This window comes from Vibrio sinensis (genome assembly GCF_003605645.1).
Taxonomy (GTDB): Bacteria; Pseudomonadota; Gammaproteobacteria; order Enterobacterales; family Vibrionaceae; genus Vibrio; species Vibrio sinensis.
This window is the reverse complement of sequence record NZ_QVMU01000004.1, coordinates 153,640-170,812: the sequence shown is the minus strand read 5'-3', so window position 1 is coordinate 170,812 and position 17,173 is coordinate 153,640. Positions and strand designations below refer to the sequence as shown.

Sequence of the window (17,173 nt, the reverse complement as noted above, 5' to 3'; positions counted from 1 at the left end):
AACTATAACATAGGAGTAAATATGACTGATATTAAAGGTATTATTTCAGCAACGGCTATCGCGCTTGATGAGTATGGTGCTGTCAATGAAAATGGGTCTAGACAAATTATTCGTCATAACATTGATAAAATGGGGTGTTCAGGACTATTTGTTGCAGGGTCAACCGCCGAGTGTTCTTCTTTATCAATTATAGATAAAGAAGAAATTTTAAGATTTACGGCAGATGAAGTGAAAGGGCAAGTTCCTTTGATTGCTCATGTAGGGGCAACCAATATTGATGAGTCTATTTATTTAGGTAAATTGGCGAAAGAGCTCGGATATACGGCAATTTCTTCTGTACCTCCTTTTTATTTTAAAGTCTCTTATCAATTATATTGCGATTGGTATCATCGCGTTTGTGACGAAACAGAGATGGATATGTTGATTTACAACATTCCCCATCTAACGGGCGCTTCTTTTACTTTGGCGCAATTTGAAGAGCTATACAAACATGAAAAAATTATTGGCGTTAAATTTACCAATAGTGACTTCTATATGATGGAGCAGCTTAAAAGAAAATTCCCGTCTAAGTTGTTGTTTGCTGGATTTGATGAAATGCTTCTTCCTGCTTTATCAATTGGAGTCGATGGTGGCATCGGTTCAACCTATAACTTTAATGGAGAACGAGCGAATCGTTTGTACCAAGCGTATCAATCTTCGAATAATCAATTAGCAAGAGAACTGCAAGGTGAATGCAATGAGTTGATTGAAATGGTGTTGGGATACGGTTTGTTCCCTTGCCTAAAATATGCACTTTCACTCCAAGGTGTGGAATCTGGATACTGTAAAGCACCATTTCCAAGTGCATTAACTGATGATGCGAAATTAAAATTCAAAGAGGAGTCAGCGCATTTGCTATCAAATGCTTGAAAAAAATAGCTTCTCATATCTATAAATTAAGGTGTTGCAAACCTTGATTTATAGATATGAGAAGCATTCGAACATGAAAAATATTCAACGTTGATTTATAAGGTCCAGCGTTCAATATTTACTCCGGCATGAGTTGCAATCAAGCCGAATTATCACATTAATATCGCGTTTGGCGAACCAAACGTGGGAGTGTTCTATGAGTACGAAAACACAAAACGTCCCGTGGTATAACCAACTTAATAGATCCCAATGGAAAGCATTTTCAGCCGCTTGGTTAGGGTATTTATTAGATGGTTTTGATTTTGTATTGATTACGTTAGTACTAACGGAAATCCAAACAGATTTTAACTTGACGACTGTAGAAGCTGCAAGCCTTATTTCTGCTGCGTTTATATCTCGTTGGTTTGGTGGATTGTTGTTAGGTGCGATGGGCGATAAGTACGGTCGTCGTTTAGCTATGGTAACCAGTATCGTACTATTTTCAGTGGGTACATTATTATGTGGCTTTGCACCAGGCTACATGACTTTATTTGTCGCACGTTTAATGATCGGCATGGGTATGGCCGGTGAAATTGGTGCAAGTGCTACTTACGTAATAGAAAGCTGGCCAAAACACATGCGTAATAAGGCAAGTGGTTTCTTGATTTCAGGCTTCTCTATTGGTGCGGTTATTGCCGCTCAAACATACAGCATAGTTGTACCAGTTCTTGGCTGGCGTTCACTCTTCTTTATTGGCATTCTTCCAATTGTATTTGCTCTTTGGCTGCGTAAGAACATTCCTGAAGCAGAAGATTGGGAAGAGTTGCGTGAAGGGAAAACACCAGCACCAACGATGGTCGATATTCTATACCGAGGTAAAAACAAAGTACTAAATACTGCGCTTTCTATCGCGACCGCCGCTGCATTGTGGTTATGTTTCGCTGGTAATGTGGGCAACCCGATAATTATAACGGTTTTAGGATTATTCTGCGCAGGGGTCTTTGTTAGTTTTATGATGCAAAGTACCGGTAAACGTTGGCCTACTGGAGTTACGCTGATGGTATTCGTACTGCTAGCTTTCCTATATTCGTGGCCTATTCAGGCGTTATTGCCAACATATCTAAAATCAGATCTAGCTTTTGATCCGACAGATGTAGCAACAGTATTAACTTTCGCTGGTTTTGGTACATCAGTTGGTTGCTGTCTAGGTGGGTTTTTAGGGGACTGGTTGGGTACTCGTAAAGCATATGTTTATGGTTTGCTTGGTTCACAGTTAGTAATCATTCCGGTGTTTACCGTAGGTGGTAGCAATATTTGGATGCTTGGAGCATTGTTATTCGTTCAGCAAATGCTAGGCCAAGGTATCGCCGGTATCATGCCAAAACTTATAGGTGGTTATTTTGATACTGAGCAGCGTGCGGCTGGCTTGGGTTTCACCTATAACGTTGGTGCGCTAGGTGGTGCTTTAGCTCCGATTATAGGGGTTACGATCGCGCAGCATCTAAGCTTAGGTACTGCTATCGCTTCTTTGTCATTTGGTTTGACGTTTGCGGTTATTTTAATGGTTGGTTTAGATATGCCTTCACGTGTTCAGCGTTGGATTTACCCAGAGGTACTTAGAACTCATGATGCTATTGATGGTAAGCCTTTTAGCGGGGCAATTGTGAAACAAAAGGTGAAAAATGTAACTGTTTAATATGGGTTATATTTTACTCAATAAAAATATAGACACTTATTAAGTGCTGTTAATTCAGCACTTAATAATAAGGAAATAGCATGATACTAGGTCATATTGAACATCTAGATTTAGCACAGTTACCTTATGCTCTTCATTATGCTTTGCATCAGGCGCTATCCCATAATCTCGAAGAAATCGAGAGTGGAAAATACGTGATAGAAGATGAGCATACTTTTATGAATGTCATGTCTTTTACAACTAAGAATGAAGTCGAGTCGAAGGCTGAAATTCATCAAGAATATATAGATATTCAATTGCTAATAGAAGGTGAAGAAATTATTCATTTTGGCACTGTGGATAGCGCTAACGATAAGACTGAAATGGATACAGAAAATGATTTTCAGTTCTGTGAAAGTATCTTAAACCAGCAGAAAGTCAAATTAGTTTCTGGTATGTTCGCAGTGTTTTTCCCTGGAGAACCACACAAACCGGGTTGCTATGAGTTAGAGAGTTCCCTAATCAAAAAGGTAGTAGTGAAAGTAAAATACAGCTCCCCCGAGTAGAATGCTTATTATCCATACATATATGAGTTTTCTGTCTGCCAATCGACAATAACATCCTATTGGCTGCGTGAGCAGCCAATATTCTTCGAACACCAACGCTATCTACTTAGCTTTGTCACTTCGGTCATTAAGCATTGCTTACAATAAATACATATTGAGGATCTCTTATTGCGATCTCTCCGTTGCCAATCATTATTGGTTAACCCCAGCAGACACTATTCAAAAAATGGTTAAATAGTTGTTTTTCAGTTATCTCCAGGCTCAACCTAGGTGTAAGCAACTTTGTTGTTCGTTGTTATGTCCTTGCCCAATAATATGCATCACCACACGCTTCAATCTCTATACGCATGAGAGGCATATTTGCTATTGTAGTCAGTTGGTTAGGGCGAGTAACCGACTTATGAAATAGGGCTTTACTATTTTGTTTTACTGGATGAAAACTAAAGTGGTTTTTCGGCAGGTCGATACCGTAAAAAGAATAATCGATATGGTGCCTCCAGTGCGAATGGGGACCACTTAAGTGTGGTAGAACCACCGTAGGGGGAATCCATGTCATTCGTTATATGTAAATGGTGGAAACATGGGAAATAAGGGAAAGCTATTCTTCTTCTGTGGCAAGATGGGAGCAGGAAAATCGACTAAATCAAAGATTGTAGCTGCTGAAAATAATGCAGTCTTAATTTCAGAAGATGATTGGTTGTCAGCTCATTATTCATTACAAATTCAGACGTTTGATGACTACATTAAGTACTCAAACATCATTAAGCCATTCGTCAAAAATCACGTTCAAAACTTGCTGAACGTGGGGGTTAATGTTGTCATGGATTTCCCTGCTAATACTGTAAAACAACGAGCTTGGTTTGTGTCACTATGTTCCGAAGTCAACAGTGAGCATGAGCTCTGTTATTTAGACGTCACTGATGAAAAATGTTTATCCCAAGTCGCTAAACGTCGGGGTGAGCAACCCGAAAGAGCTAAGTTCGACACAGAGGCGGTATTTCATCACGTAACCCAGTATTTTGAAGCACCAACAGTTAGGGAAAACCTCAGTCTGGTGCGTGTTGATGAATACACATAACAGATAAGGATTAAGCGCTGCGCAGTCAGCGTTAAATCCCGAGTGTTGAACAAGTTCGAGGCTCTATATAAGTAAATTGTGTGATCTGATTCAGACGGGTGGCTGCATTAGCATTTTTCTTAAGATGAATGCAGTTGTCGCAAGGCATAGAGTCCTGATTTTTGTTTATCTGAGAACGCAAAAAGCGTGGCTATGAGGCAACGCTTCATCGACGGTTTCATTGTTACTACAGATCGTTTATCTAAGAGTTCAGTTGGGCCATTTCTTGATTTGCTTTGCTATTAAGCAGGCGACTAGTGACAGTACCAGCTGTCATGGCGCCAGAAACGTTTAGCGCGGTGCGAGCCATGTCGATTAATGGTTCGATTGAAATCAATAATGCCGCAATCGTGACAGGTAAACCCATTGCTGGTAATACAATCAGAGCTGCAAATGTCGCACCGCCGCCTACGCCAGCAATACCGAATGAGCTAATCGTAATAATACCGATTAAAGAGAGTAGGAAATTGATATCCAGTGGGTTAATGCCTACTGTTGGCGCCACCATCACCGCGAGCATAGCTGGGTAAATACCAGCACAACCATTTTGACCAATTGTCGCCCCAAACGAAGCGGATAAATTCGCGATAGCAGGCGGTACGCTCAGTTTATTGATTTGTGCTTCTACATTAAGTGGAATTGAAGCCGCTGAGCTTCGTGAAGTAAACGCAAAAGTCAGTACTGGCCAAATGTTTTTGAAATACGTTTTTGGACTGACGCCAACGAGCGAAACTAAAACACCATGCACAATGAACATCAGGAAAATGGCAACATACGAAGCAACGATGAAACCCAGCAAACTAAGAATGTCAGAACCATTTGATGTCGCGACCACTTTCGCCATCAGCGCTGCAATGCCGTAAGGTGTCAAAGCCATGATCATTTTTACTAAACGCATAATCACTGATTGAATCGCTTCGACAAAGGTACGAATCGGTTGTTCAAGTTCGGCTTTTTCTGCCATAACTTTACGTGCGGCAATCCCCATTAATACGCCGAAAATAACCACAGCAATAATAGAAGTTGAGCGTGCGCCGGTTAGATCTGCAAACGGATTGGTTGGGATAAAGCTAATCAGCATCTGAGGGATAGAAAGTTCACTCACTTGAGCTACGTTAGTTTCCAGTAGTGTCATTCGAGCCGTTTCACGCGAGCCCTCAACCAAACCCTCTGCAGACAGGCCAAAGGCATTGGTCACGACAATACCAACTAGGGCAGCGATCGCTGTGGTGAGCAACAAGATACTGATGGTTATGCCTGAAATTTTGCCCAGCGAACCGCCTTTCTCTAACTTAACAACAGCGGCAATCATTGAAACTAGCACTAACGGCATGATCACCATTTTTAATAGGCCGACATAACCACTGCCAACAATGTTCACCCATTCTAAGGTTTGGCTAATAATCGGGCTTTGCTCACCAAAAATGAGTTGGAGCCCAAGACCAAATGCACTACCTAAGATCAGCCCAAGTAGAACTAAACGAGAAAGAGTGTGGGCTTGTCTTTGTTGATAATGTAGGAAGAAAACAATACCAACAAAAACAGCAAGAGAGGCGATAATAGCAACGGACATAATGGCTGAACCTTATAATTACATGTGAATCAGATCGCAAAATTAATGCAATAAAGATTCTGTTCTGTAATTTAGAGTAATGATTCTATATGTCTGAATGAAAGAAGAATTACCTATTTGATATGCGTTTTAGTTATTAAAAACTGATTTTGTTGGTAATTTCGCCATTAACGATAGAGATAGAGTAGATTATTGATACTTTTTCAGCAGCAAGCGCATATCAATACTATTCAAATACTGCACGGTTTTAGGCTTGTGCGTGATAGGGTGATGGCTAAATGTACTGTATAGCATCGACTGGGCGACTTCAGTGGCGGTAATCGGAATAAAGTTAGCAAGACGGCCGATAAGGATTGGGCGACAAGCGTTTAGTACTGATTGCACAATGGCTTCGTCTTTTCTTGGTATATCTCTTAAGCCTTTTAATGGACCAGGACGAACAAAGGTGACTTGTTCAAACCCCATCTTCTCTATCGCGAATTCCATTTTGCCTTTACAGCGCAAATAGTGAGATGGAGTACGTAGTGATGCCCCATAGCTAGAAACAACTGCGATTTTTTTGATTCCAATCGCTTTCATTTGTTGAGCAACCGAACACACCAGATGGTAATCGATTCGCTCTAGCTCGGCTTTGGATTTGGCTTGTTTACGAGTGCTACCGAGGCAGATAAACCCAATGGTAGGCGTGGCCATGCTCTCATCCCAATCATGGATGGTCAAATCAGCTTGAATGATGGACGTTAGCTTGGTGTGATGAAAGGGCAGCGGTTTACGTGTCAGCGCGTAAATTTGCTCTATTGGTGATTTCTCAAGGAGAAGTTTGACCAACTCTGTACCAACTAAGCCCGTTCCGCCTGCAATCATTACCGTAGTTTTTGAATCTGTGCCCAAAACAAGAGTCCTTAGGTCGTTGTATCGTTTGAGCATAGCATTAAATAAAGTCGTCGATAATTCTGTGATTTGGAACAAAGTATGTTCGTCATGGTTGAAGATACAGCGATGTTGCCTAGATTTATCCAACTCAACCATATCGGGAATCGATGCTTAGGAGCTGACGGGTACCTAAGCATATTCTAGCGTCTTGAGTATAAAATGAGAGGATGAAGTGATGAATATAAAAAAACGGCCTCTTAAATAGAGGCCAAATTGACAGTTGAACGTTGACGACAAGTGTATGCTTTCGGGATTTGGGTTAAGAAAAAGGTTTATGATAGTACGTTAGGTAAGGGACAACGGGATTTTCTGAGATGTTTTGGGTCTGGCCTTATTTTGCTTCCGTTTTTTGGCTTTTTGATTAGCAAACATAAGATCTCCTTAATACAACAAACAACAAAATAGATTAAGCATGGTTTATGCCAAGTATGTCTCCAATCTATAGCTACCAATTATCAATGCCTTAGAGGAAGTCGGAACAGAATAGATAGTGAAACAGCGAGCAGTTGCCGTTGATATTCTCAATTTGCAATTCAGTTTGGGTGGGAAAATGATGAGCCATATTACACTTGGCATGTTTGATGTCGGATTGATAGTGATAAATTACGATATCAACGATATGTAAGAGATAATCTATCGTGTTGAACATTGTGACTTGCTGTAACATAGCAGGGCGTTTTTATCTGGGCAGTCGCAGCATTAAGTGACTGTCAGTACAGTCATAAATTGGTATCACGGCAATAAACTATGCAAATTATGCAAAAGCAGTCTTTCTCCGATGCGATATGGCATCGAATCAACCAAAAAACCAAGCCAATAGGTGCTTTAGGCCAGTTAGAACGGGTTGCCCATCAAATTGCGCTGATTCAAAGCATAAACAAAAGTGACGTTGTCACTGAAATTAATATCGAGCAACCTACTGTTTTAGTGTTCGCGGGCGATCATGGTGTGGCCGATGAGGGTGTGAGTATTGCGCCGAGTGCGGTAACACAGCAAATGGTACTTAACTTTCTCGCAGGTGGTGCGGCGATCAATTGTTTTTGTCGAACCAATCATGTGGCAATGAAAGTGATTGATACAGGAATATTGTTACCGGTTGAAAGCGACAATGCAGATTTTGTTATTCAACGCCTTGGTCAGCGAACAGAAAACTTTGCCCAGCAAGCTGCGATGAGCCAAACGCAAGTCGAGCAAGGTCTTAGCTACGGCAAGAGCATTGTTGCGAATGTTGTGGCATCAGGCTGTAACTTGGTGATGTTTGGTGAAATGGGTATTGGCAATACCAGCAGTGCTTCTGCGATTCTTTGCGCATTATCAGGGCGCTCAGCAAGTGAGTGTGTAGGTCGTGGTACAGGAATCAGTGACCAACAGTTGTCTAAGAAAATAGCAGTAGTGGAAAAAGGCGTTGCTCGCTGTTTGGGACAAAGTGTCGAAGAGGTACTTGCACAAGTCGGCGGTTTTGAAATCGTGCAGATGGTCGGCGCGTTTTTAGGTGCATGTGAACATCGCACACCTGTGATTGTCGATGGTTTTATTGTTACTGCTGCAGCTTACGTGGCTGCGAAGATTAATCCGCTATGTCGTGATTATATGATTTTTGCTCATCAGTCTCATGAGGCTGGACATAAGTATCTGCTTCAAGAATTAGAAGCTCAGCCACTGCTGGATCTTTCATTACGCTTGGGCGAGGGGACAGGCGCTGTACTGGCGGTTCCACTGATTCGTGCTGCTGCTGAATTTTACAATACGATGGCTAGCTTTGAAGAAGCGGGAGTCACGGTGTAATGACGAGCCGAGCAAAGCATCAGTTGGAATTATTTTGGTTAGCGTTAGGTTTCTTTTCTCGTTTACCCATACCTAAAAATACCCCTTATAGTGAAGAGCGAATGAATCAGGCTGGACGCTATTTTGCCTTAGTGGGTGTATTGTTAGGGTTACTCTGTTTTAGCGTATATAGCGTTGCGAAACTGCTTTTTGGTCTCGATATCGCGATTTTCTTGATGATGGTGTTTAGCTTGTTGCTAACCGGGGCATTTCATGAAGATGGTTTAACGGATATGGCCGATGGCATTGGCGGCGGCATGACTTTAGAGCGCCGTTTAACCATCATGAAAGATAGTCGCATTGGTACTTATGGCGCGAGTGCTTTAGTGATGGCGTTGCTGGGTAAGTATGTTTTGCTCAGTCAATTGGCTCCGACATCTAATATGTTGTTTGTTCTGCTGGTATCTTACACTCTAAGCCGAGCGGTCGCGGCATCACTCATTTATGATATGCCTTATGTTTCCGACATCGACACCAGCAAGAGTAAGCCTCTCGCCAGCCAGCAATCAAAAAGCGAGTTATTGATTTTAGCGCTGACAGGTATCTTGCCTTGTTTCTTGTTTGGTTTAGATACCGCATTTATTTTACTGCTTGTAGCTACAGTTTTTCGCTACTTATTTAAAGCTTGGCTTATGAAGCGCTTAGGTGGCTTCACAGGAGACTGTCTAGGTGGCGCACAGCAGGTAATGGAAATGCTTTGTTATTTGGTTCTTATAGCGAGATTAGTGTAAGTATGAGTGTGCATTTGATATTGGGCGGGGCTCGTTCGGGTAAATCGAGTTTTGCTGAAGCTCAGGCCGTGTTGCAAGCTGGTGACCATTCTCGTCACTATATTGCAACGGCGATGTCGACCGATGATGAAATGCAGCAACGTATTGAGCATCATCAACGTTCTCGTGATGATCGCTGGCAATTGTATGAATGTCCGCTGGATTTAGCATCAGCACTTATGAATTTTCAACAAGGTGACGTCGTGCTGGTTGACTGCTTGACGTTATGGTTGAACAACGTGATTTTTACTCAAGGTGAACAAGCCAGTGAGAGCGAGATTAGACGTCACGTTCAAGAACTCATTGAGGCATTAACTCAAAGTCACGCCCATCTTTTTCTCGTGTCGAATGAAGTCGGGTTAGGCATTATCCCTATGGGTGAAGTTACGCGTCTGTTTGTGGATCACGCGGGATGGATGAACCAAGGCATAGCGCGCATAGCGCAACAAGTGACGTTTGTGGCAGCAGGGTTACCGATGAGTTTGAAGAATGAGCCTGAGAGCGACTCGTAATGAAAACCATCAATATCTACTTACTTAGACATGGAAAGACATCGGGGCTTCCGGCCTTATATGGGCGAACCGATGTTGCGGTTGCAACTGACATCCAAGTCGCAATTTGTAACGGAGTACAGGCGCTTCAGTTAGGTGTGGAGACCATAGTTACGTCACCATTGCAAAGATGCCGTGTCGCTGCTGATCTATTGCACCAAACGTTAGATATTCCTCTAACCGTGATTGATGATTTCCAAGAAATGCACTTTGGTGATGTCGATGGCGTTCCGTTTGATGAACTCACCGAGCAGTGGTCAACGCTAGAACAGTTTTGGACTCAGCCTGCACAGGTTACGTTGCCCAATGCTGAGTCACTTGGCGAATTTCATGTCCGAATAACTCAGGCATGGAAAGCATTATGTCGTCACGCGGAACAAGACACGCTCGTGGTGTGTCATGGTGGAACTATTCGTATGATTTTGGCATCGATATTGGGGATGGATTGGCAAAACCCATCATTATATTCTGTATTGAGTATTGATAATCAATCTCTGACACATATAACGCTCACAGATAAACAGTACTTTCGAGTTCGATCGATTGGGCGGCCGATAAGTGCAATAGATACCATATGACATGCTAAATCGTTACAATGCTGAATGGCACGAAGTGAATATTGTATAGAATTAATATCTCATGAAAATAATGAGTACAAAAATGGGTCAGTGTCGTCGTTAATCAGTACATAATTAGGCTGTTCAACAATCGAATCATGACAGGCAACCATCGCGAAAAGGAACATAAAAATGACAACGCCAAGTTGGGATCTTTCAATCGCATATCAAAGCTTACAAGATGACAAAATTCAGCAAGATATTGCTTTAATCGAGCAGTGTATTGATGTTTTAAACAGTTACGTTGACCGCCGCGATGCGGTGACTGTGATGCAAAATGCCATTCAAACCAATGAAGCAGCGGGGCAGTTGTTATCTACGGTTAATACTTTTGCAAATTGTTATGCTTCTGTCGACGCGACACATCAAGAAGCGAAAGCATTCATTGGTAAAGTAGCGAAGTTAAGCTCTCAACTGGTACAAGCTTACACCCCTTATGAAGATACTCTGACCCATGCGCCAATCGATTTTGTGACGCAAGTGTTAGACCATGAAAGTGGTGACATTTATGGGCAAGCTTTTCAAATTGCATGCGCACGTCGTGTTTCGGACACCAAGTTAAGCGTTGTAGAAGAGCAGTTACTCGCCGCGATGAAAGTGGATGGGCGCGATGCTTGGGGACGCTTGTATGATAACTTGACCGGTTCGCTCCAAGTTGAGTTGTCATCTGATTCGTCAAAAAAAGTCGGATTCTCACAGGCAGCAAGCCTGCTGTACGGTACGGATTTTTCTCAACAAGAACCAGCATGGCGAGCGATTCAAGGTGCAATGCAATTGCATCAAGAAAGTTTTGCTTCGATATTGAATGCGCTTTCTGGTTGGCGTTTAAGTGAATATCAAAAACGTTCTTATCATCGCCCTGTTCATTTCCTAGAACCAAGTCTCCACGATAGCCGTATTTCGAGTGAAACACTGGATGCGATGATGAACACCGCCAAACAAAATCGTAATGTGGGCCAAAAAGCTGGGCAGTTGATGGCTAAAGTGCATGGCTTAGATTCGATGAAACCATGGAATCACATGGCGGGTATGCCAAGTTTAACGGACGTAGAACCTAAGGTTTACAGCTTTGATGAGGGTATCGAAGTGATTAAGGCGGCGTTTGCAAAAGTTGACCAAGAGATGGCGGATTTTGTTGATCTGATGGTTGAAAATGGTTGGATTGATGCTGCACCATCGGAAAACCGCCGCTTAGGCGCTTATTGCACAAAATTTGCTGCCACACGTTCACCATTGGTTTTTATGACTTGGGGTGGCAGTCGCTCTGATTTGCTGACGCTTGCACATGAACTTGGTCATGCTTTCCATAACTGGATTATGCGCGATATGCCATTGGTACAAACACGTTACCCAATGACGCTAGCAGAAACCGCATCTATTTTTGCAGAAAACATAGTTCGTGATTATTTGTTGGAACAAGCGCAAACCAGAGAAGAGAAACTAGAAATGCTCTGGGAGGAGCTTTCGTCTTGTTATGCGTTGCTTGTGAATATTCCGGTGCGATTTGAGTTTGAAAAACAGTTCTATGAACAGCGTGGAGATGGAGAATTGAGCGCAACTCAACTTTGCGAACTGATGAGTTCAGTATGGTCTGAGTGGTATGGCGATTCCATGAGTGAACCTGACACTTATTTCTGGGCGAGTAAACTCCATTTTTCTATCTCTCAAGTCAGTTTCTATAATTACCCATACCTGTTTGGTTATTTGTTTAGCCAAGGTGTTTACGCGCAACGAGAAGCGAAAGGTGAAGCCTTTTATCAAGATTACGTGTGTTTGCTGCGCGATACCGGCACTATGATGGCCGAAGAGCTGGTTTCGAAACATTTAGGAATGGAATTAGGTCAGGCTGATTTCTGGCAGCAAAGCATTGATAATATTAATGTTAAGGTTGAGCAATTTGAACAGTTATTAGCTCAAAGCTGATGTTCAAAATCAGAGTATGAAGCCATAGCATTCAGCTTTGGATTTATATTGTGAGCTGTTTCGATTTCTTGATCTTGCGTGTTGTAAGATCAAGAAAAATATTGAAATAGATGTGATATTATTTCCACATTGAGTAAGTACTCAGAAAACCGCGCAGCGTTCGCTTTCTATCCCAATATTGGCGACAGTCTTGGGCGTCATAATTCTTGTTTTTACGACGATTCCCCCAGGTTGGTGTTAATAAGTGGGATCGTAACAACAATAATTATTGGAACAATTCATTAACATACTCGCTGTGCAATAAAGGAGTAGCGCATGACGAAGAGCTTTTTTCGCCAATCATTTCTTTTTGATAGTCTGGATTTAGAGCAAGAGATGCCAGCGAACGACACTGTCGTTGCCGCCGGTACGCGATTTATTATTCACCAGCGTGGTGTGTTGGAAGTTTGTCCTGCGAATTTAACCTCAGATAGTAAGCACGTGATTGTTTCCTGTGGTATTCATGGTAACGAAACGGCCCCGATGGAGTTAGTGGATAAAATCGTCGAGGATATTCAGTCTGGTTTTCAGCCAGTGACACAGCGTTTACTGTTTATCATTGCCCACCCTGAAGCGACTAACGCACATACTCGCTTTGTCGAATCAAACCTAAACCGCTTGTTTGATGAAAAGACGCACCCTGAAGATAAAGAATTGGCCATTGCCCGCAATTTGAAAGCGATGGTGGCGCAGTTCTATTCCGATGTTAAGCCAGAAAATCGCTGGCATCTCGATTTACATTGTGCGATCCGTTTATCTAAACATTACACCTTTGCAGTGAGCCCTAAAACTCGACATCCAGTCAGAAGCAAGGCGTTGATGCAATTTATGCAAAGTGCACACCTTGATGCTGTGTTGTTTTCTAATGCGCCATCGAGCACTTTCAGTTGGTTTAGTGCTGAGGTACACAGTGCACAAGCGTTGACGGTTGAATTAGGCCGTGTTGCGCGTCTAGGGGAGAATCAACTTGAAAAATTGGTTGCCTTTGATTTAGCACTTCGCGATTTAATCTCTTCAGCAGAAGCTGAACATTTGCCTCGTCAACCTGTGTTATATCGAGTGAGCCGTACGATTGTTCGTCTGCACGATGATTTTGACTTTATGTTTGATGAGAATGTTGAAAACTTTACTTCCTTTAAACACGGTGAAGTTTTTGGTCATGATGGCGATAAACCTTTGATGGCGAAAAACGAAAGCGAAGCGATTGTTTTTCCAAATCGAAATGTAGCTATAGGCCAGCGAGCCGCATTAATGGTCTGCCCGGTCAAGATTCGTTACGAAGACGATCAAATTGTATACGATTAAAGTCTCAGGCTTTGTAGTAATACAACGTTTTTTAGACGAGTTCTTATAATTGCTTTCTATTTTAATGGCTTGACGGTATCGTTGAGCCATTATTTTTCCTATCTTTAAAGCTGGCTAACCATCCGCTTCGTATTTTCATGGAATTCACTGAGTTAATCATTCGTAAGCACACTCGTTGGCGGCGCGTTACTTGGACGCTACTGGCTTTGCTATTTATCATCAGCGCCGTCTATTTGATGGTTGGTGAGGTCTTCATATCGCCATTTTCAGAACTGACCCAGCTTCAGCAGCAGTTGATTCTACAGCTTCGTTTACCTCGCTTACTTGCCGCGCTAACCATAGGTGCATCCTTGGCCGTGTCAGGAGCAGTACTGCAAGTGATGCTCGGCAATGTATTGGCAGAACCCGGAGTGCTTGGGATTTCTGGGGGTGCCAGCGTCATGATGGTGATCGTTTTATTCTTTATCCCAGCCTTTGCAACGCCGATTGGCTTTATGATTGCCGCTATTATCGGAGCATTGCTGTTTACTTTATTGCTTGTTTCCATGGCTCGGGCTCTACGCTTAACCACAACACGTTTGTTGTTGGTTGGTGTGGCGTTAGGGATTTTAACTGGCGCTGTGGTGACTTGGGCTTTCTATTTTAGTGATGACTTAAGCCTGCGTCAGTTGATGTATTGGTTGATGGGAAGCCTTGGTGGTGCGAGTTGGTATCAGCATGTCGTTACTTTGGTAATGTTGCCGCTGGTGGTGTGGTTATGCGCCAAAGGGCAATTACTGGATAAGTTAATGATGGGCGAGCTTCATGCGAAGCAACTAGGTGTCGATGTCGAAGCGGTGCGCTGGAAATTGATTCTCGCAATTTCTATTTTGGTGGGTGGGTCAGTTGCTTTAGGTGGCGTTATCGGTTTTGTCGGCTTGGTCGTTCCTCACCTTCTGCGCCTTGCTTTGGGTAGTGAAAATCGTTTTTTACTGCCTTTGTCGGCTCTGTTTGGCGCGATGCTATTAGCGGTTGCGGATATTGTCGCTCGAACCGCACTCAATTCAGCGGAACTTCCCTTAGGTGTGGTCACGACTTCTTTAGGCGCTCCTGTTTTCATTTGGATGTTGGTGAAAAATCATGATTCACGTTAATGGCGTTTCTGTTAGTTCACGCTTATTACCGCTATCTTTTCAATGTAAAGCGGGGGAAATCATCCATGTGATTGGGCCAAATGGAAGCGGTAAAAGTACCTTACTTAGTGCGATTGCCGGACTATTGCCTTATAAAGGTCAAGTTGAAATTTTTGATTTGAATGTAGCGTCGGCGTCTCTTGAAACTTTAGCTTCCTACCGTGCGATGCTCAGTCAGTCAGACCGTCCTGCTTTTAACCTTGATGTGGCGCAATACCTTTCACTTTCGATTCCCAATCAGACGAAAGGCAACGCATCAAAAATCAATTCCTTGGACGCCAAAACGTCAGAAATCAATGCGTCAAAAATCAATGCGTCAGAAATCAATCGCGTGGTTAATGAACTAACAGGATTGTTGCGATTAGAAGATAAACTTCATCGTTCGATTCACCATTTGTCGGGCGGGGAGTGGCAGCGTGTTCGATTGTGCGCGATCTGTTTACAAGTGTGGCCAAGCCTGAACCCATTTGCCAAATTATTGATTTTAGATGAGCCAGCAGCACCGCTAGATATTGGTCAGGAGGGGTTGCTTTATCAATTAATTCAACATGTATCGAGCTTGGGAATTGCTGTGATTATGTCTAATCATGATTTGAACCGAACCGCGAAATACGCAGATAAAGCGGTACTATTAGATAAAGGCGTAATGCAAGCGGAAGGACCAGTACAAAGTGTATTAGACCCAGAGCTTTTATCTCGGGTTTATCATACGCAAGTAGAAAGAGTGATGGTGAAAGGGCAATCTATTTTACTGTTCGATTAAGCCATATCAGTCATACTAAACATAGTAATAGTAATAGTAATAGTAATAGTAATAGTAATAGTAATAGTAATAGTAACAGTAATAGTAACAGTAATAGTAACAGTAATAGCAGCACTAGGATTCCACCTGTTCACATAGTGAATCTACATCAGGTAGTTCTCTTGTTACTAAAACTAAAATTAAATGCTAGATCAATGAGCGATGACGACGAATGTCATCGCTCATTATAGTTATACACTCACCCGTAATGGTAAGTTCTTATTTTACGGTTACATCCTGGTAATGGAATTTGCCATTATCCAATTTCTGTTTCACTTCTTGTTTTGCATCAAAGTTAAGCGTGTTCAAATCGACGCGTTTGATGGTGCTGTCGTGCATGGTTTTATAGAACAACAAGCCATTATTTTGATCAATAACGGATGTCCATTGGGTCGCGCTCGGTAAATCTGGAATATGTGTTTTATCGGTAAACTCACTACCAATAGGAATATCGAAGTTATTTAGAATATGGAATGCCTGAGAAACCGCTTGTTGCGATGTTTGTGGTTTAGGGGCGCTATTCACGTAAAACGCAGCACGGACAAAACGCGATGGTGGCGAAATATCACCGGGCAGACCGACGAAGCTCGAACCAACTCCGAATGAAAATGCATCGACATCATTGATTTTCTGTGCAGGACTGCTGCCTGGATGGAGATTGATATAGTTGTTTAGATTGGTGACTTGCCAATTATAATCAGGGGCATTGGTGAGCACTTTAGCTGTATTTTTATGAATATTGATCTTGCCGTGATCCATAATTTCAATCACGATGCTATTGCCTTGTTTGTCGGATACACGCCAGTGTGCCGTTGGTGATGGATTGCCTTGTGCATCAAAATAAACCGTCACAATCTTAATCTTGTTTAGAGCAGCTTCAACTTCAGCAACGGTTTTGAATTGGCTTAGCATCCAACGGACAAAATCCATGTCAGTAATGTTGTTGTCTGTTTTATTCGGATCATATTTGGCTAAAGAGCCATAGTTTTTGAAATAGAATAAACCGGCACTAAGACCTTGTTCGTTTATGCCCTCAGCAATAAAGCGATCGTCACTGACGGAAATACCCGCAAATCCATACTTGCTTGTCCAGCTTAAGCCTGATTTTTGGTCTGGCATAGTAGAGGTAAACGTGTGATTTCTTGGTGAAATGATCAATTTACTGTTTAAGTCATTGTGGCCCCATTCAATGGTTCGGGCTTGAATATGGTCGTTATCCGTCGTGGAAAGGGTAATTCCAGTACACGCATTCGCACTGTAGTTAAAACAAGATGCGAACAGCAATGCCAATAAGGTCTTTTTCATAATGTTGTCTTACCTTTCGAACCGTCTATCACGGCAGTGGTGGCTGGGTTAATAGTTATCATAGAACAACTTACGCTCAATATTATGAAATGACAAAGAAAATTGGATTGCTG

At 42.4% G+C, this 17,173-nt stretch carries 16 protein-coding genes and 1 pseudogene; 13 read left to right on the top strand and 4 right to left on the bottom strand.

The window, feature by feature from the left end; translation table 11 throughout:
- Window positions 1-21 precede the first annotated feature (21 nt).
- From DZ860_RS07170 to nanQ, 3 genes are all read left to right on the top strand, one after another.
- Window positions 22-909 (top strand): N-acetylneuraminate lyase, encoded by an 888-nt coding sequence (locus DZ860_RS07170; protein WP_120030249.1) that lies wholly within the window; start codon window positions 22-24, stop codon window positions 907-909.
- A gap of 196 nt (window positions 910-1,105) precedes the next feature.
- On the top strand, window positions 1,106-2,584 hold the full coding sequence (locus DZ860_RS07165) for an MFS transporter (RefSeq protein WP_120030248.1): 1,479 nt from the start codon (window positions 1,106-1,108) through the stop codon (window positions 2,582-2,584).
- 80 nt (window positions 2,585-2,664) lie between these two features.
- Window positions 2,665-3,129 (top strand): N-acetylneuraminate anomerase, encoded by a 465-nt coding sequence (gene nanQ, locus DZ860_RS07160; protein WP_120030247.1) that lies wholly within the window; start codon window positions 2,665-2,667, stop codon window positions 3,127-3,129.
- A 298-nt stretch (window positions 3,130-3,427) separates the two neighbouring features.
- On the opposite strand, the pseudogene DZ860_RS07155 reads toward nanQ, so the two are convergent.
- A pseudogene (locus tag DZ860_RS07155) lies at window positions 3,428-3,664 on the bottom strand (hypothetical protein); the annotation flags it as partial.
- A 45-nt stretch (window positions 3,665-3,709) separates the two neighbouring features.
- Between DZ860_RS07155 and DZ860_RS07150 the strand changes: the two are divergent.
- A complete protein-coding gene (locus DZ860_RS07150) occupies window positions 3,710-4,207 on the top strand; it encodes a P-loop nucleotide/nucleoside kinase family protein (protein ID WP_120030246.1) in 498 nt (165 codons plus the stop codon).
- A 241-nt stretch (window positions 4,208-4,448) separates the two neighbouring features.
- Here the strand turns inward: DZ860_RS07150 and DZ860_RS07145 are convergent, their stop codons facing one another.
- Window positions 4,449-5,819, bottom strand: a complete 1,371-nt coding sequence (locus DZ860_RS07145) for an L-cystine transporter (protein ID WP_120030245.1) — start codon at window positions 5,817-5,819, stop codon at window positions 4,449-4,451.
- Between the two features lie 189 nt (window positions 5,820-6,008).
- Entirely contained in the window at window positions 6,009-6,746 is a 738-nt protein-coding gene (locus DZ860_RS07140) for an NAD(P)H-binding protein (protein ID WP_120030314.1), read from the bottom strand.
- A 496-nt stretch (window positions 6,747-7,242) separates the two neighbouring features.
- Between DZ860_RS07140 and DZ860_RS24880 the strand changes: the two genes are divergently transcribed.
- The 9 genes from DZ860_RS24880 to DZ860_RS07100 all read left to right on the top strand — a co-directional run bounded on the left by DZ860_RS24880 (window position 7,243) and on the right by DZ860_RS07100 (window position 15,716).
- Window positions 7,243-7,377 carry a hypothetical protein gene (locus DZ860_RS24880; RefSeq protein ID WP_279386831.1) on the top strand — a complete coding sequence of 45 codons (135 nt, stop codon included), beginning with the start codon at window positions 7,243-7,245 and terminating at the stop codon, window positions 7,375-7,377.
- Between the two features lie 131 nt (window positions 7,378-7,508).
- On the top strand, window positions 7,509-8,537 hold the full coding sequence (gene cobT, locus DZ860_RS07135; RefSeq protein ID WP_120030313.1) for a nicotinate-nucleotide--dimethylbenzimidazole phosphoribosyltransferase: 1,029 nt from the start codon (window positions 7,509-7,511) through the stop codon (window positions 8,535-8,537).
- Entirely contained in the window at window positions 8,537-9,307 is a 771-nt protein-coding gene (locus DZ860_RS07130; RefSeq protein ID WP_120030244.1) for an adenosylcobinamide-GDP ribazoletransferase, read from the top strand. The genes cobT and DZ860_RS07130 overlap by 1 nt, the downstream gene beginning before the upstream one ends.
- A 2-nt stretch (window positions 9,308-9,309) precedes the next feature.
- Complete coding sequence (gene cobU / locus DZ860_RS07125) at window positions 9,310-9,858, top strand: bifunctional adenosylcobinamide kinase/adenosylcobinamide-phosphate guanylyltransferase (RefSeq protein WP_120030243.1); 549 nt, start codon at window positions 9,310-9,312, stop codon at window positions 9,856-9,858.
- Window positions 9,858-10,475, top strand: a complete 618-nt coding sequence (locus DZ860_RS07120) for a histidine phosphatase family protein (protein ID WP_120030242.1) — start codon at window positions 9,858-9,860, stop codon at window positions 10,473-10,475. Before cobU ends, DZ860_RS07120 begins: the two co-directional genes overlap by 1 nt.
- Window positions 10,476-10,646: 171 nt before the next feature.
- Window positions 10,647-12,437: a M3 family oligoendopeptidase gene (locus DZ860_RS07115; RefSeq protein ID WP_120030241.1), complete on the top strand. Its 1,791-nt coding sequence runs from the start codon at window positions 10,647-10,649 to the stop codon at window positions 12,435-12,437.
- Between the two features lie 315 nt (window positions 12,438-12,752).
- Complete coding sequence (locus DZ860_RS07110; protein WP_120030240.1) at window positions 12,753-13,781, top strand: succinylglutamate desuccinylase; 1,029 nt, start codon at window positions 12,753-12,755, stop codon at window positions 13,779-13,781.
- Between the two features lie 137 nt (window positions 13,782-13,918).
- The gene (gene btuC, locus DZ860_RS07105) at window positions 13,919-14,914 is read left to right on the top strand and encodes a vitamin B12 ABC transporter permease BtuC (RefSeq protein WP_120030239.1); all 996 of its coding nucleotides are present in this window, start codon (window positions 13,919-13,921) and stop codon (window positions 14,912-14,914) included.
- Window positions 14,901-15,716: an ATP-binding cassette domain-containing protein gene (locus DZ860_RS07100; RefSeq protein ID WP_120030238.1), complete on the top strand. Its 816-nt coding sequence runs from the start codon at window positions 14,901-14,903 to the stop codon at window positions 15,714-15,716. The genes btuC and DZ860_RS07100 overlap by 14 nt, the downstream gene beginning before the upstream one ends.
- 258 nt (window positions 15,717-15,974) lie before the next feature.
- Here DZ860_RS07100 and DZ860_RS07095 read toward each other — a convergent pair whose 3' ends face one another.
- A complete protein-coding gene (locus DZ860_RS07095; protein WP_120030237.1) occupies window positions 15,975-17,060 on the bottom strand; it encodes a linear amide C-N hydrolase in 1,086 nt (361 codons plus the stop codon).
- Window positions 17,061-17,173: the final 113 nt, after the last annotated feature.

Bases quoted from the DNA above. Each gene is read 5' to 3' on its own strand.
- DZ860_RS07170 (WP_120030249.1), top strand. From the start codon at position 22: ATGACTGATATTAAAGGTATTATTTCAGCAACGGCTATCGCGCTTGAT.
- DZ860_RS07165 (WP_120030248.1), top strand. From the start codon at position 1,106: ATGAGTACGAAAACACAAAACGTCCCGTGGTATAACCAACTTAATAGA.
- nanQ (WP_120030247.1), top strand. From the start codon at position 2,665: ATGATACTAGGTCATATTGAACATCTAGATTTAGCACAGTTACCTTAT.
- DZ860_RS07150 (WP_120030246.1), top strand. From the start codon at position 3,710: ATGGGAAATAAGGGAAAGCTATTCTTCTTCTGTGGCAAGATGGGAGCA.
- DZ860_RS07145 (WP_120030245.1), bottom strand. From the start codon at position 5,819: ATGTCCGTTGCTATTATCGCCTCTCTTGCTGTTTTTGTTGGTATTGTT.
- DZ860_RS07140 (WP_120030314.1), bottom strand. From the start codon at position 6,746: ATGCTCAAACGATACAACGACCTAAGGACTCTTGTTTTGGGCACAGAT.
- cobT (WP_120030313.1), top strand. From the start codon at position 7,509: ATGCAAAAGCAGTCTTTCTCCGATGCGATATGGCATCGAATCAACCAA.
- DZ860_RS07130 (WP_120030244.1), top strand. From the start codon at position 8,537: ATGACGAGCCGAGCAAAGCATCAGTTGGAATTATTTTGGTTAGCGTTA.
- cobU (WP_120030243.1), top strand. From the start codon at position 9,310: ATGAGTGTGCATTTGATATTGGGCGGGGCTCGTTCGGGTAAATCGAGT.
- DZ860_RS07120 (WP_120030242.1), top strand. From the start codon at position 9,858: ATGAAAACCATCAATATCTACTTACTTAGACATGGAAAGACATCGGGG.
- DZ860_RS07115 (WP_120030241.1), top strand. From the start codon at position 10,647: ATGACAACGCCAAGTTGGGATCTTTCAATCGCATATCAAAGCTTACAA.
- DZ860_RS07110 (WP_120030240.1), top strand. From the start codon at position 12,753: ATGACGAAGAGCTTTTTTCGCCAATCATTTCTTTTTGATAGTCTGGAT.
- btuC (WP_120030239.1), top strand. From the start codon at position 13,919: ATGGAATTCACTGAGTTAATCATTCGTAAGCACACTCGTTGGCGGCGC.
- DZ860_RS07100 (WP_120030238.1), top strand. From the start codon at position 14,901: ATGATTCACGTTAATGGCGTTTCTGTTAGTTCACGCTTATTACCGCTA.
- DZ860_RS07095 (WP_120030237.1), bottom strand. From the start codon at position 17,060: ATGAAAAAGACCTTATTGGCATTGCTGTTCGCATCTTGTTTTAACTAC.